The 13,957-nt window shown below is 69.9% G+C and carries 14 protein-coding genes; all 14 read left to right on the forward strand.

Going from position 1 to position 13,957, the window contains the following annotated elements; all coding sequences use genetic code 11:
- The first annotated feature begins 83 nt into the window (after window positions 1–83).
- The 14 genes from ACIBEI_RS46325 to nusB all read left to right on the forward strand — a co-directional run bounded on the left by ACIBEI_RS46325 (window position 84) and on the right by nusB (window position 13,649).
- On the forward strand, window positions 84–551 hold the full coding sequence (locus ACIBEI_RS46325) for a DUF948 domain-containing protein (protein WP_143635401.1): 468 nt from the start codon (window positions 84–86) through the stop codon (window positions 549–551).
- A gap of 7 nt (window positions 552–558) precedes the next feature.
- Complete coding sequence (locus tag ACIBEI_RS46330; RefSeq protein ID WP_055614426.1) at window positions 559–909, forward strand: DUF6167 family protein; 351 nt, start codon at window positions 559–561, stop codon at window positions 907–909.
- A complete protein-coding gene (gene alaS / locus ACIBEI_RS46335) occupies window positions 909–3,581 on the forward strand; it encodes an alanine--tRNA ligase (RefSeq protein WP_398897235.1) in 2,673 nt (890 codons plus the stop codon). The genes ACIBEI_RS46330 and alaS overlap by 1 nt, the downstream gene beginning before the upstream one ends.
- Window positions 3,582–3,598: 17 nt before the next feature.
- A complete protein-coding gene (gene ruvX / locus ACIBEI_RS46340; protein ID WP_359856008.1) occupies window positions 3,599–4,063 on the forward strand; it encodes a Holliday junction resolvase RuvX in 465 nt (154 codons plus the stop codon).
- 121 nt (window positions 4,064–4,184) lie between these two features.
- On the forward strand, window positions 4,185–6,020 hold the full coding sequence (gene mltG, locus ACIBEI_RS46345) for an endolytic transglycosylase MltG (RefSeq protein ID WP_398897237.1): 1,836 nt from the start codon (window positions 4,185–4,187) through the stop codon (window positions 6,018–6,020).
- Entirely contained in the window at window positions 5,998–6,849 is an 852-nt protein-coding gene (locus tag ACIBEI_RS46350) for a shikimate dehydrogenase (RefSeq protein ID WP_398897238.1), read from the forward strand. Before mltG ends, ACIBEI_RS46350 begins: the two co-directional genes overlap by 23 nt.
- Window positions 6,850–6,918: 69 nt before the next feature.
- On the forward strand, window positions 6,919–7,188 hold the full coding sequence (locus ACIBEI_RS46355; RefSeq protein ID WP_398897239.1) for a hypothetical protein: 270 nt from the start codon (window positions 6,919–6,921) through the stop codon (window positions 7,186–7,188).
- A gap of 170 nt (window positions 7,189–7,358) precedes the next feature.
- Entirely contained in the window at window positions 7,359–8,543 is a 1,185-nt protein-coding gene (aroC, locus tag ACIBEI_RS46360; protein WP_055618429.1) for a chorismate synthase, read from the forward strand.
- 29 nt (window positions 8,544–8,572) lie between these two features.
- Entirely contained in the window at window positions 8,573–9,109 is a 537-nt protein-coding gene (locus ACIBEI_RS46365; RefSeq protein ID WP_398897248.1) for a shikimate kinase, read from the forward strand.
- Window positions 9,094–10,185, forward strand: a complete 1,092-nt coding sequence (gene aroB, locus ACIBEI_RS46370; RefSeq protein WP_398897241.1) for a 3-dehydroquinate synthase — start codon at window positions 9,094–9,096, stop codon at window positions 10,183–10,185. Before ACIBEI_RS46365 ends, aroB begins: the two co-directional genes overlap by 16 nt.
- Before the next feature lie 183 nt (window positions 10,186–10,368).
- Window positions 10,369–11,289, forward strand: coding sequence for a Pro-rich N-terminal domain-containing protein (locus tag ACIBEI_RS46375; RefSeq protein WP_398897242.1), 921 nt, complete (start codon window positions 10,369–10,371; stop codon window positions 11,287–11,289).
- A gap of 191 nt (window positions 11,290–11,480) precedes the next feature.
- The gene (locus ACIBEI_RS46380) at window positions 11,481–12,587 is read left to right on the forward strand and encodes an aminopeptidase P family protein (protein ID WP_398897244.1); all 1,107 of its coding nucleotides are present in this window, start codon (window positions 11,481–11,483) and stop codon (window positions 12,585–12,587) included.
- Window positions 12,588–12,645: 58 nt separating this feature from the next.
- Window positions 12,646–13,212, forward strand: a complete 567-nt coding sequence (gene efp, locus ACIBEI_RS46385; protein ID WP_055613844.1) for an elongation factor P — start codon at window positions 12,646–12,648, stop codon at window positions 13,210–13,212.
- Between the two features lie 2 nt (window positions 13,213–13,214).
- The gene (gene nusB / locus ACIBEI_RS46390; protein WP_055613845.1) at window positions 13,215–13,649 is read left to right on the forward strand and encodes a transcription antitermination factor NusB; all 435 of its coding nucleotides are present in this window, start codon (window positions 13,215–13,217) and stop codon (window positions 13,647–13,649) included.
- The last annotated feature ends 308 nt before the right edge of the window (window positions 13,650–13,957 follow it).

A 13,957-nucleotide genomic window follows, 5' to 3' on the forward strand; every position in this document is an offset into this window, starting at 1 on the left:
CTCGGCCTCCGACGGGCGGCAATCCGGTACGGAGCCCCAGCCCCGGCGCGATAGGCTCGGGGGACGACTTTTCGATGTTTTCGATGTTGAGGCACGATCCAGGGAGCGGGTGCGCAGTGTCCGGTGGAGAGGTGGCCGGGATCCTGGTGGCCGTCTTCTGGGCGATCCTGGTCTCCTTCCTCGCGGTGGCACTGGCGAGGCTGGCCCAGACGCTCAGGGCGACCACCAAGCTCGTCGCGGACGTGACCGACCAGGCCGTCCCGCTGCTGGCAGACGCCTCCTCGGCCGTGCGCTCCGCACAGACCCAGATCGACCGGGTGGACGCCATCGCGTCGGACGTCCAGGAGGTCACGTCGAACGCGTCGGCGCTCTCCACGACCGTCGCCTCCACCTTCGGCGGCCCCCTCGTGAAGGTCGCGGCGTTCGGCTACGGCGTGCGCCGGGCCATCGGCGGCCGCCGCGAGGACGCGCCCGCCAAGCCCGCGCGACGTACCGTGATCGTGGGCCGCACCGTCCCGTCGGCGCGACGGGGAAAGCGGAAGAAGGACTGACGCAGCGATGTTCCGCCGTACGTTCTGGTTCACCGCGGGCGCAGCCGCCGGTGTGTGGGCCACCACCAAGGTCAACCGCAAGCTCCGGCAGCTGACGCCCGAGAGCCTCGCGGCCCAGGCAGCCAACAAGGCACTCGAAGCGGGCCACCGCATCAAGGACTTCGCACTCGACGTCCGCGACGGAATGGTCCAGCGGGAGGCCGAACTCGGCGAGGTGCTCGGGCTGAACGCCGATCCCGAACTGCCCTCCCCGCGGCGCGTCGCCGCCATCGAGAACAGCAACGACCCGAAGTACAGCAAGAACCCGACGTATGTCGAGAGGTCGACGTACTCGTACAACCGGAATGAGGACCACTGATGGAGTCGGCCGAGATTCGTCGCCGCTGGTTGAGCTTCTTCGAGGAGCGCGGTCACACCGTCGTCCCTTCGGCGTCGCTCATCGCGGACGACCCGACTCTGCTCCTGGTCCCGGCCGGCATGGTGCCCTTCAAGCCCTACTTCCTGGGTGAGGTCAAGCCGCCGTTCGACCGTGCCACCAGCGTCCAGAAGTGCGTCCGTACGCCGGACATCGAAGAGGTCGGCAAGACCACCCGGCACGGCACGTTCTTCCAGATGTGCGGCAACTTCTCGTTCGGCGACTACTTCAAGGAAGGCGCCATCAAGTACGCCTGGGAGCTGCTCACCAGCCCCCAGGACAAGGGCGGTTACGGCCTGGAGCCGGAGAAGCTCTGGATCACCGTGTACCTGGAGGACGACGAGGCCGAGCGCATCTGGCACGACGTCGTCGGCGTGCCCAAGGAGCGCATCCAGCGCCTCGGCAAGGCGGACAACTACTGGTCCATGGGCGTCCCGGGCCCCTGCGGCCCGTGTTCCGAGATCAACTACGACCGCGGCCCCGAGTTCGGCGTCGAGGGCGGCCCGGCCGTCAACGACGAGCGGTACGTGGAGATCTGGAACCTCGTCTTCATGCAGTACGAGCGCGGCGAGGGCACCTCGAAGGAGGACTTCGAGATCCTCGGCGACCTCCCGAGCCAGAACATCGACACGGGCCTCGGCCTGGAACGCCTCGCCATGATTCTGCAGGGCGTGCAGAACATGTACGAGATCGACACCTCCATGGCCGTCATCAAGAAGGCCACCGGGCTGACCGGTGTCGAGTACGGCGCCGCCCACGGATCCGACGTCTCGCTGCGCGTGGTCACCGACCACATGCGGACGTCCGTGATGCTCATCGGTGACGGCGTCACCCCGGGCAACGAGGGCCGCGGCTATGTACTGCGCCGCATCATGCGCCGCGCCATCCGCAACATGCGTCTGCTGGGCGCCACGGGTCCGGTGGTCAAGGACCTCGTCGACACCGTCATCGAGATGATGGGCCAGCAGTACCCGGAACTGGTCACCGACCGCGAGCGCATCGAGAAGGTCGCCGTCGCCGAGGAGAACGCCTTCCTCAAGACGCTGAAGGCCGGCACGAACATCCTCGACACCGCCGTCACGGAGACCAAGGCCGGCGGCGGCCAGGTCCTCGCCGGCGACAAGGCCTTCCTGCTCCACGACACCTGGGGCTTCCCGATCGACCTCACCCTGGAGATGGCCGCCGAACAGGGCCTCTCCGTGGACGAGGACGGTTTCCGGCGCCTGATGAAGGAGCAGCGGGAGCGCGCCAAGGCCGACGCCAAGTCCAAGAAGACCGGCCACGCCGACATGGGCGCCTACCGCGAGATCGCGGACGCCGCCGGCGAGACGGACTTCATCGGCTACTCGGACACCGAGGGCGAGTCCACGGTCGTCGGCATCCTCGTCGACGGCGTCTCCTCGCCGGCCGCCACCGAGGGCGACGAGGTCGAGATCGTCCTCGACCGCACCCCGTTCTACGCCGAGGGCGGCGGCCAGATCGGCGACACGGGCCGCATCAAGGTCGACACCGGTGCCATTGTCGAGATCCGCGACTGCCAGAAGCCGGTCCCCGGGGTGTACGTCCACAAGGGCGTCGTCCAGGTCGGCGAGGTGACCGTCGGTGCCAAGGCCCAGGCCGTCATCGACGTACGCCGCCGCACGGCCATCGCCCGTGCCCACTCGGCCACCCACCTCACGCACCAGGCCCTGCGCGACGCCCTCGGCCCGACGGCCGCCCAGGCCGGTTCCGAGAACCAGCCCGGCCGTTTCCGCTTCGACTTCGGCTCCCCGGCCGCCGTGCCCACGGCCGTCATGACGGACGTCGAGCAGAAGATCAACGAGGTGCTCGCCCGCGACCTGGACGTGCACGCCGAGATCCTGAGCATCGACGAGGCCAAGAAGCAGGGTGCCATCGCCGAGTTCGGCGAGAAGTACGGCGAGCGCGTCCGGGTCGTCACCATCGGCGACTTCTCCAAGGAGCTGTGCGGTGGCACGCACGTGCACAACACCGCCCAGCTGGGCCTGGTGAAGCTGCTCGGCGAGTCGTCGATCGGTTCCGGCGTACGGCGTATCGAGGCCCTGGTGGGTGTCGACGCCTACAACTTCCTCGCCCGTGAGCACACGGTCGTCGCCCAGCTCCAGGAGCTGATCAAGGGACGTCCGGAGGAGCTTCCGGAGAAGGTCTCCGCCATGCTCGGCAAGCTGAAGGACGCCGAGAAGGAGATCGAGAAGTTCCGCGCCGAGAAGGTGCTGCAGGCCGCCGCCGGTCTCGCCGGGTCCGCCAAGGACGTACGCGGTATCGCCCTGGTCACCGGTCAGGTGCCGGACGGCACGGGTGCCGACGACCTGCGCAAGCTGGTCCTCGATGTCCGCGGCCGCATCCAGGGCGGACGGGCCGCCGTGGTGGCCCTGTTCACCACGGTCAACGGCAAGCCGCTGACGGTCATCGCCACCAATGAGGCCGCCCGTGAGCGGGGCCTCAAGGCCGGTGACCTGGTGCGTACGGCCGCCAAGACCCTCGGTGGCGGCGGTGGAGGCAAGCCGGACGTCGCCCAGGGCGGTGGCCAGAACCCGGCCGCCATCGGTGACGCCGTCGACGCCGTCGAACGCCTCGTGGCCGAGTCGGCCAAGTGAGCGAGGGCGAGCGGGTCATGCGCCGCGGCCGCCGTCTCGCCATCGACGTCGGGGACGCCCGGATCGGGGTCGCCTCGTGCGACCCCGACGGGATCCTCGCCACTCCGGTGGAGACCGTGCCGGGACGCGATGTCCCCGCCGCCCACCGGCGCCTGAAGCAGCTCGTCGAGGAGTACGAACCGATCGAGGTCGTCGTCGGACTCCCTCGCTCCCTCAAGGGGGGCGAGGGCCCGGCCGCGGTCAAGGTCCGTGCCTTCGCGCAGGACCTCGCCCGGGGGATCGCACCCGTGCCGGTGCGCCTCGTGGACGAGAGGATGACCACAGTGACGGCCAGTCAGGGACTGCGCGCCTCGGGCGTGAAGTCCAAGAAGGGCAGATCGGTCATCGACCAGGCAGCGGCCGTGATCATCCTCCAGCAGGCACTGGAGTCCGAACGGGCGTCAGGTACATCTCCGGGCGAGGGCGTCGAAGTGGTCATCTGATCGCGGTACGGTAACGTTCCGCGCGATGCGGTGGTGTTCGAATAACCTCCGCACAGGAGAGAGGCGGACGGAAGCCGAGCCACAGCCACCGCGACCGCCGCCTCGCGGCTCTAGGGGATCGATGACTGAGTATGGCCGGGGCCCAGGCTCCGAACCGTGGCATCCGGAGGACCCGTTGTTCGGGGACGGCGGATGGGGAGGACAGGAGGCCAACACGGCCCAGTCCCCCTACGGCGGCCAGCCGCAGCACCACCCGCAGGAGCCGCAGCAGCAGTACGGCGACTGGGGATCCGCCCAGCAGGCCGGCTACGACCAGGGCCAGCAGCAGTACTACTCCCAGGGTCAACAGCAGCAGTACGTCCAGGATCAGCAGTACGGCGGTCAGGCTCCGCAGCAGTACAACAACGGCCAGGGCGGGCAGGGGTACCACGACCAGGGTGGTCAGCAGTACAACGGCGGTCAGCAGTACGGTGACGGCCGGCAGTACAACGATGGTCAGCAGTACAACGGTGGCTGGGACAACACGGGGCAACAGCACCAGCAACACCAACAGCAGCCGCAGCAGCCCCAGGTCCCGTACGGCGTCGATCCGAACGATCCCTACGGCGGCCGGCCCGCCGCGTACGGCGGTCAGCAGTCCGACTACTACGGAACCCCCGACGCGTATCCGCCGCCCGAGCCGCCGAGCCGCCGGGGAGTCGAGGCGGAGCCGCCGCAGACCGACTGGGACCCGGGTCCCGACCAGGGCGAGCACGCGTTCTTCGCTGGCGGCAACGACGACGATGACGACGACCTCGACGACGATGCCAAAGGCCGTCGGCGCGGGAAGGCCGGAAAAGGCGACAAGGGCAACAAGGACAAGGACAAGGGCGAGAAGAAGAGCCGGGGCGGCTGCGCCTGTCTCGTCGCGGCGCTCGCCCTCACCGGAGTGGTCGGCGGTGGCGGCTATTTCGGCTACCAGTTCTACCAGGATCGTTTCGGCTCGGCGCCGGACTACGCGGGCGACGGCACGAGCGACCAGGTGACCGTCGTGATTCCCAAGGGCGCCTTCGGATCGGTGATCGGCCAGAAGCTGAAGGCGGCGGGAGTCGTCAAGAGTGTGGACGCCTTCGTGTCGGCCCAGGGGAAGAATCCGGACGGCGCCAAGATTCAGGCGGGCTCCTATCTGCTCAAGAAGGAGATGTCCGCCGAAAGCGCTGTCGCGCTGATGCTCGACCCCAAGAGCCAGAACAACCTGGTCGTCAGGGAAGGCCAGCGGAACGTCACGGTCTACGAGGCCATCGACAAACAGCTGGGGCTTTCCAAGGGCACCACCGCGGATGTCGCCGAGAAGAAGTACAAGAGCCTCGGACTCCCGGACTGGGCGAACAATGACAGCGACATCAAGGACCCGCTGGAAGGATTCCTCTACCCGGCGACCTATCCCGCCGCCAAGGGAATGAAGCCCGAGGCGGTCCTGAAGGAAATGGTGTCCCAGGCCAAGACGGAGTACGCCAAGTACGACTTGGAGGACAAGGCCAAGGAGCTCAACCTGAACGATCCGTTGCAGGTCGTCACGGTTGCGAGCCTTGTCCAGGCCGAAGGAATCACGCACGAAGACTTCAAGAAGATGGCCGCCGTCGTCTACAACCGCCTGAAGTCGACGAACGATGTCACCAACCAGAAGCTCGAATTCGACTCGACCTACAACTACCTCAAGGGTCAGAGCAAGATCGATATTGCGACGAGTGAGATCCGCAACTACGACGACCCGTACAACACGTACTTCTACAAGGGTCTTCCGCCCGGGCCGATCGGAAATCCGGGTGCCGACGCGATGAAGGCATCGGTGAGTCCGGACGGCGGCGCGTGGATGTTCTTCATCTCCATCGACGGGAAGAAGACGGACTTCACGAAGACCCTGAGCGAGCACGAGAAACTGGTTAAGGAATTCAATGCACGGCGCAACAAGGACTGACGGAGACCGGAAGCGTCGAGCCGCCGTACTCGGTTCCCCGATCGCCCATTCCCTTTCCCCGGTGCTGCACCGGGCCGCGTACCAGGAATTGGGCCTCGACGACTGGTCGTACGACCGTTTCGAGGTCGACGAGGCGGCGCTGCCGGGATTCGTCGGGAAACTCGGTCCCGAATGGGCCGGGCTGTCGCTGACGATGCCGCTGAAGCGGGCGGTCATTCCGCTGCTCGATGAGATCAGCGAGACCGCGTCCGCCGTCGAGGCCGTGAACACGGTGGTGTTCACCGAGGACGGACGGCGTCTCGGCGACAACACCGACGTCCCCGGGATGGTCGCCGCACTGCGCGAGCGGGGGATCGAGCAGGTGGACTCCGCGGCGATCCTCGGGGCGGGCGCCACCGCCTCCTCCGCACTGGCCGCCCTCGCGCGGATCTGCACGGGCGAGGTCGTCGCATACGTCCGCAGCCAGGCGCGCGCCGCCGAGATGCGGCAGTGGGGCGAGCGGCTCGACGTAGAGGTGCGTACGGAGGACTGGGCGGACGCGGAGCATGCCCTGCGCGCTCCGCTCGTCATCGCCACCACCCCGGCGGGTACCACCGATGTCCTCTCCTCCGTGGTCCCCGAGCGGCCCGCCACGCTCTTCGACGTGCTGTACGACCCGTGGCCCACCGCACTGGCGGCGCGCTGGTCGGCATACGGAGGAGCCGTCGTCAGCGGCCTCGACCTGCTGGTACACCAGGCGGTGCTCCAGGTCGAGCAGATGACCGGGCGCGCGCCGGCCCCGCTGGACGCCATGCGGACAGCGGGCGAGAAGGCGCTCGCGAGCAGGTAGGACGGGCCTATACGATTCGGCTTTCGGTTCCGCAGGGGGCGGAACACGGGGGAGCCGGGGGGCTGATCCATGCACGTGACGCTGGCGTCGTGGAAGTCGGAGATATTCGAGGGAGTGCTGCGCTTCCTGCCGGACTGGGTGCAGATCGCGGTGCTCTGCCTCGTGGTGGCCGTCGTACTCGCGACCTGGGCCTACAAGCTGAAGCGCAAGCTCGCGTACCGGCGGGCGGTACGCGCGGGGCAGCCCGTCCACGCGGCGGCGCAGTACGGGCAGGGCCGCGGCGCCGACTACCTGGGGTCCTACGCGCCCCCGACCCGCCAGGACGACGCCACGACCTGACCACGTCGCCGTCCGCCTGATGGACCTGCGGCGGGGCGGACGGCGCGGACGTGGGAGGATCGTTACCGGCGGGCCAGGGCCGCGCACCCGGTCGCGCCGTCGCCGTACGCGAGGACGCGCGTACGCAAAGGCAGTACGCAGTACCCAGGGCGCGAGCATGAGGAGCACCGTTGAGCAGGTTGCGCTGGCTGACCGCGGGGGAGTCCCACGGTCCCGCACTTGTCGCGACGCTGGAGGGACTTCCCGCCGGCGTGCCGATCACCACGGAGATGGTGGCGGACCACCTGGCCAGGCGTCGCCTCGGGTATGGACGCGGCGCGCGCATGAAGTTCGAGCGCGACGAGATCACCTTCCTGGGCGGCGTACGGCACGGTCTCACCCTGGGCTCCCCGGTCGCGATCATGGTGGGCAACACCGAGTGGCCCAAGTGGGAGCAGGTCATGGCGGCCGACCCCGTCGACCCGCAGATCCTCGCCGAACTGGCCCGCAACGCTCCGCTGACCCGGCCCCGCCCCGGTCACGCCGACCTCGCCGGTATGCAGAAGTACGGCTTCGACGAGGCCCGGCCGATCCTGGAGCGGGCCTCCGCGCGGGAGACGGCGGCCCGGGTCGCGCTCGGCGCGGTGGCGCGTTCGTACCTGAAGGAGACGGCGGGCATCGAGGTCGTCTCGCACGTCGTCGAGCTGGCCGCCGCGAAGGCGCCGTACGGCGTCTACCCGACCCCCGCCGATGTGGAGAGGCTCGACGCCGATCCCGTGCGCTGCCTCGACGCCGACGCGTCGAAGGCGATGGTCGCGGAGATCGACCAGGCCCACAAGGACGGCGACACGCTCGGTGGCGTGGTCGAGGTCCTCGCGTACGACGTGCCGGTGGGCCTCGGCTCGCACGTGCACTGGGACCGTCGGCTCGACGCCCGGCTCGCGGCGGCGCTCATGGGCATCCAGGCCATCAAGGGTGTCGAGGTCGGCGACGGCTTCGACCTGGCGCGGGTGCCCGGCTCGAAGGCGCACGACGAGATCGTGCGGACGGACGAGGGCATCAAGCGGACCTCGGGTCGCTCCGGCGGCACCGAGGGCGGCCTGACGACCGGCGAACTCCTGCGCGTACGGGCCGCCATGAAGCCCATCGCGACGGTGCCGCGCGCACTGGCCACCATCGACGTCGCGACCGGTGAGGCGACCAAGGCGCACCACCAGCGCTCGGACGTGTGCGCGGTCCCGGCGGCCGGCATCGTCGCCGAGGCCATGGTGGCGCTGGTCCTCGCGGACGCGGTGGCGGAGAAGTTCGGCGGCGACTCCGTGCCCGAGACGCGGCGCAACGTCGAGTCGTACCTCCAGAACCTGGTCGTGCGGTGAGCGCTCCGCGCGTGATCCTGGTCGGCCCCATGGGGGTCGGCAAGTCCACGGTGGGTGCCATGGTCGCCGAGCGGCTCGGCTGCGCCTACCGGGACACCGACGACGACATCGTGGCCGAGCAGGGCCGCACCATCGCGGACATCTTCGTGGACGAGGGCGAGCCCGCCTTCCGCGCGATCGAGAAGCAGGCCGTGCGGCAGGCCCTGGCCGGACACGACGGCGTACTCGCACTCGGCGGCGGTTCGATCCTCGACGCGGACACCCGGGCGCTGCTGGCCGGACAGCCCGTCGTGTACCTCTCGATGGACGTCGAGGAAGCGGTGAAGCGCACGGGTCTGAACACGGCACGGCCGCTGCTCGCCGTCAACCCGCGCCGGCAGTGGCGCGAGCTGATGGACGCCCGCCGCCACCTCTACACCGAGGTCGCGGCCGCCGTGGTGGCCACCGACGGCCGCACCCCCGAAGAGGTCGCCCAGGCGGTCCTCGACGCACTGGAGTTGAAGACCGCATCTTCCGGGGGACAACCCCCGGACCCCCGGCAGGAGGACAAATGGCGGACCAGGTGACAAGGATCCACGTCGGCGGCACGGCGGGCACCGAGCCGTACGAGGTCCTGGTCGGCCGCCAACTGCTCGGCGAGCTGGGCGCGTTGGTGGGGGAGCGGGCCAAGCGGGTCGCGGTGATCCACCCCGAGGCGCTCGCCGAGACCGGTGAGGCGCTGCGGGCCGACCTGGCCGGGCAGGGCTTCGACGCCGTCGCCATCCAGGTGCCCAACGCGGAGGAGGCCAAGACCGCCGAGGTCGCCGCGTACTGCTGGAAGGCGCTCGGTCAGTCCGGCTTCACCCGCACGGACGTGATCGTCGGCGTGGGTGGCGGGGCGACCACCGACCTCGCCGGATTCGTCGCGGCGACCTGGCTGCGCGGAGTGCGCTGGATCGCCATCCCGACCACCGTGCTGGCCATGGTGGACGCGGCGGTCGGCGGCAAGACCGGCATCAACACCGCCGAGGGCAAGAACCTCGTCGGCGCCTTCCACCCGCCCGCCGGTGTGCTGTGCGACCTGGCGGCCCTCGACTCGCTCCCGGTCAACGACTTCGTGTCCGGGCTCGCCGAGATCATCAAGGCCGGCTTCATCGCCGACCCGGCGATCCTCGAACTCATCGAGGCCGACCCGCAGGGCGCCCGCACCCCCGAGGGACCGCACACCGCAGAGCTCATCGAGCGCTCCATCAAGGTCAAGGCCGAGGTCGTCTCGTCCGACCTGAAGGAGTCGGGGCTGCGCGAGATCCTCAACTACGGGCACACCCTGGCCCACGCCATCGAGAAGAACGAGCGCTACGAGTGGCGGCACGGCGCGGCGGTCGCGGTGGGCATGCACTTCGCGGCCGAGCTGGGCCGGCTGGCGGGTCGTCTCGATGACGCGACCGCGGACCGGCACCGCACGATCCTGGAGTCGGTCGGGCTGCCGCTGAGCTACCGCTACGACCAGTGGCCCAAGCTCCTGGAGACCATGAAGGTCGACAAGAAGTCCCGCGGCAACCTCCTCCGCTTCATCGTCCTCGACGGCCTGGGCAAGCCCACCGTCCTGGAGGGTCCCGACCCGGCAGTGCTTCTCGCCGCCTACGGGGAAGTGGGCGAATAGCCCCCTCCGGCGACACTTGGTCTGATTTGCCTTGTGCGGAGGGGCACTTCGGACCGTCCCCCGCCGTTCACCAAACGGCGGCCGGGGACGGTACCGTTCGGTAGGGAGTGGGGCGGGTGCCCCGCTCCCAGCGCCAATTGCCTGCGGCGAATGAGCCAAAGACACGAGACGGAGTGGCACCGGATGCAGCACGCAGTGGGGTCTCCGCTGCCGCCGCCCCACCAGCCGGGGCACGGACCGGCCGCCGGCTGGTCGCCGGCCGCACAACACCCGGGACCGCACCACCCGGGCGCGCACCCGGGTTCCGCGCCTCTCGGCGCGCCCCAGGGTCCGGCCCCCGTGGGCCCACCGCCCGGTTTCGCCGGAGCGCCCACCGGGCCCCCCGCGCCCCATCCGCCGGGCCACGCGCCCGCCCCGCATCACACGGTCCCGCACCACGCTCCCGCCCCGCCGACGCCGGACACCACGGGCCACGTACAGCTGCCGCCGGGCGGTCCCGTCCCGATGCCGAGCGCGCCGCCCGCCGCCGGCACGCCCGATCCGACGTCCACCACCCTCGCCGTCCTGCTCATCGGACCCGCAGGCGCCGGCAAGACCAGCGTCGCCAAGTACTGGGCCGACCACCGCAGGGTGCCCACGGCGCACATCAGCCTGGACGACGTACGCGAATGGGTGCGCTCGGGCTTCGCGGACCCGCAGTCGGGGTGGAACGACCACTCGGAGGCGCAGTATCGTCTCGCCCGCCGCACCTGCGGCTTCGCGGCCCGCAACTTCCTGGCCAACAACATCTCCTGCATCCTCGACGACGCGGTCTTCCCCGACCGTCCCGTCGTCGGCCTCGGCGGCTGGAAGCGGCACGTCGGTCCCGGCCTGCTGCCGGTCGTCCTCCTGCCGGGCCTGGAGATAGTCCTGGAGCGCAACGCCGAGCGCTCCGGAAACCGCCGCCTCACCGACGAGGAGGTCGCCCGCATCCACGGCCGCATGGCGGGCTGGTACGGCTCGGGCCTCCCCATCATCGACAACTCCCAACTGGACGTCCCCCAGACGGCCCGAGTCCTGGACGACGTACTGGCAAGGTCGATCGCGAGTCCCCCGCAGTGGTAGAGAACGCTTCGTAGCGAACTTTCAAGAGGGGGCTGCCCCCAACTCAGTCAAGGGGCGCGGGGAACTGCGCGACAAGCCCCCACCCACCCGCACCCGGCACACAACCTCCGGTCGCACCCCGCTCCCCGTCCGGCCCCCCCACTCGGCCTCCCCAACCGGCGCCAACCCAGCGAAGCTCATACGCTCGGGTCATGTCAGAGGCGTACGCGGCCCGCCGCGACCGGCTGAGAGAGCGCTGCACGGCAAGCGGCAGCGCGACCGCGCTGATCTCCCGCCCCGCCAACGTCCGCTACCTCGCGGGCGTGGCCCCCCACGGCGCCGTTCTCCTGCTGGGCAAGACCGAGGACCTGCTCGTGTACGGCGGTCCCCCCGAAACCCCGCTCGACGAGGGCAGGCCGGACGAGGCCCTCCGGGTGCACACGCTGCCGAGTCCCGGAGGCGACCCCGCCGTCGCCGCGGCGGACCTCGCCTCGGCCCAGGGCGCCGACTCCCTCGCCGTCGAGGAGCACCACCTGACCGTGACCCGGCACCGGGCGATCGGCTCGGTGGCGCCCAGGCTCCGCCTCGGAGACCTCGGCGCGGCCGTCGAGCAGCTGCGTGTGATCAAGGACGAGGAGGAGATCTCCTGCCTGCGCATCGGCGCGGAGATCGCCGACCAGGCGCTGAGCGAGCTCCTGGAGTCCATCCTCGTCGGCCGCACCGAACGCCATCTCGCCCTGGAACTCGAACGCCGCCTGGTCGACCACGGGGCGGACGGCCCGGCCTTCACGACCTCGGTCGGCACGGGGCCGAACTCCGGGCACCGCGGTCACCGGCCCACCGACCGCCGGGTCGAAGAAGGAGATTTCCTCTCCGTCTGCCTCGGCGCGACCTACCGCGGCTACCGCTCCGAGATCGGCCGCACCTTCGTCATCGGGACCTCGCCCGCCGACTGGCAGATCGAGCTGTACGACCTCGTCTTCGCATCCCAGCGCGCCGGCCGCGAGGCTCTCGTACCCGGCGCCGCCTACCGTGACGTGGACCGCGCGGCCCGCCAGGTTCTCGACTCCGCGGGGTATGCGGACGGCCTTCCTCCGCTGACCGGACACGGTGTGGGGCTCGAAATCGACGAGGACCCGCAGCTGGCCCCCGCGGCCATGGGTAAACTGGACGCTTGCGTGCCGGTCACCGTCGAACCGGGGGTCCACATCCCGGGCCGGGGCGGTGTCCGGATCGATGACACGCTCGTCGTGCGCCCCGAGGCGGACGGCGGACCCGAGCTACTCACCATTACGACCAAGGAGCTGCTCGCGCTCTAGCTTCCCGCTGTGCGCGTGTTCCGGGGTCGTCCACGTCAGTCCAGGAGATTCCGCAACCGTGGCTTCCACGAACGACCTCAAGAACGGCCTGGTGCTCAAGCTCGAAGGCGGCCAGCTCTGGTCCGTCGTCGAGTTCCAGCACGTCAAGCCCGGCAAGGGCCCGGCCTTCGTGCGCACCAAGCTGAAGAACGTGCTTTCCGGCAAGGTCGTCGACAAGACGTTCAACGCCGGCGTCAAGGTCGAGACGGCCACTGTCGACAAGCGTGACATGCAGTTCTCGTACATGGACGGCGAGTACTTCGTCTTCATGGACATGGAGACCTACGACCAGCTCATGGTCGACCGCAAGGCCGTCGGCGACGCCGCCAACTTCCTGATCGAGGGCTTCACCGCCACCGTCGCCCAGCACGAGGGCGAGGTGCTCTTCGTCGAGCTGCCGGCCGCCGTCGAGCTGGTCATCCAGGAGACCGAGCCGGGTGTCCAGGGCGACCGCTCCACCGGCGGCACCAAGCCCGCCACCCTGGAGACCGGTTACCAGATCCAGGTCCCGCTCTTCATCACCACCGGTGAGAAGATCAAGGTCGACACCCGTTCGAGCGACTACCTCGGCCGGGTGAACAGCTAACCGTGGCTGCCCGCAATACGGCCCGCAAGCGCGCCTTCCAGATCCTCTTCGAGGGGGACCAGCGCGGCGTGGACGTCCAGACGGTCCTGGGTGACTGGATCCGGCACTCCCGGACCGACACCCGGCAGCCGCCGGTGAGCGAGTACACCATGCAGCTCGTCGAGGGCTACGCGAAGTACGCGAAGCGCATCGACGAGCTGATCTCGCAGTACGCGGTGAGCTGGACGCTCGACAGGATGCCGGTCGTCGACCGGAACATCCTGCGGCTGGGCGCCTATGAGCTGATCTGGGTCGACGAGACCCCGGATGCCGTGGTGCTCGACGAGGCCGTGCAGCTCGCCAAGGAGTTCTCCACGGATGAGTCGCCCGCGTTCGTGAACGGTCTGCTCGGCCGGTTCAAGGAGTTGAAGTCGTCGCTTCGGCGCGACGACGCCTGAACCTGGGCTCAGCGCGCCGCACGGTTCGATGTGACGTGCGGGTCGTGGGGGCTGGTCGCGCAGTTCCCCGCGCCCCTTCGGGGCGCTCCCGTACGCAACGAGGCTTGACGAGAGAACGCCGCAGGGCCCCAGCATCGCGCTGGGGCCCTCCGGCGTTCCGTACCTCCAAGACGTCCTCTGCGGCCCGCAGAAAGCCGCCGGGGGGGGGGGGGGGGGGGGCGCGGGGGCCCCCCCCCCCCCCGCGGCGCGGACGAGGTAGGCGGGGACCCCGGGCGCGGCGGGGGCGGACGTGCGGGGCCGGGGGCCGG

Source organism: Streptomyces sp. NPDC050988 (genome assembly GCF_044456225.1).
Lineage (GTDB): Bacteria > Actinomycetota > Actinomycetes > Streptomycetales > Streptomycetaceae > Streptomyces.

Excerpts from the sequence above, each read along its gene's own strand:
- ACIBEI_RS46375 (WP_398897242.1), top strand. The coding sequence starts at position 10,369 with ATGCAGCACGCAGTGGGGTCTCCGCTGCCGCCGCCCCACCAGCCGGGG.
- ACIBEI_RS46330 (WP_055614426.1), top strand. The coding sequence starts at position 559 with ATGTTCCGCCGTACGTTCTGGTTCACCGCGGGCGCAGCCGCCGGTGTG.
- ACIBEI_RS46350 (WP_398897238.1), top strand. The coding sequence starts at position 5,998 with ATGCACGGCGCAACAAGGACTGACGGAGACCGGAAGCGTCGAGCCGCC.
- ACIBEI_RS46325 (WP_143635401.1), top strand. The coding sequence starts at position 84 with ATGTTGAGGCACGATCCAGGGAGCGGGTGCGCAGTGTCCGGTGGAGAG.
- ruvX (WP_359856008.1), top strand. The coding sequence starts at position 3,599 with ATGCGCCGCGGCCGCCGTCTCGCCATCGACGTCGGGGACGCCCGGATC.
- ACIBEI_RS46355 (WP_398897239.1), top strand. The coding sequence starts at position 6,919 with ATGCACGTGACGCTGGCGTCGTGGAAGTCGGAGATATTCGAGGGAGTG.
- alaS (WP_398897235.1), top strand. The coding sequence starts at position 909 with ATGGAGTCGGCCGAGATTCGTCGCCGCTGGTTGAGCTTCTTCGAGGAG.
- ACIBEI_RS46380 (WP_398897244.1), top strand. The coding sequence starts at position 11,481 with ATGTCAGAGGCGTACGCGGCCCGCCGCGACCGGCTGAGAGAGCGCTGC.
- mltG (WP_398897237.1), top strand. The coding sequence starts at position 4,185 with ATGACTGAGTATGGCCGGGGCCCAGGCTCCGAACCGTGGCATCCGGAG.
- ACIBEI_RS46365 (WP_398897248.1), top strand. The coding sequence starts at position 8,573 with ATGGGGGTCGGCAAGTCCACGGTGGGTGCCATGGTCGCCGAGCGGCTC.
- aroB (WP_398897241.1), top strand. The coding sequence starts at position 9,094 with ATGGCGGACCAGGTGACAAGGATCCACGTCGGCGGCACGGCGGGCACC.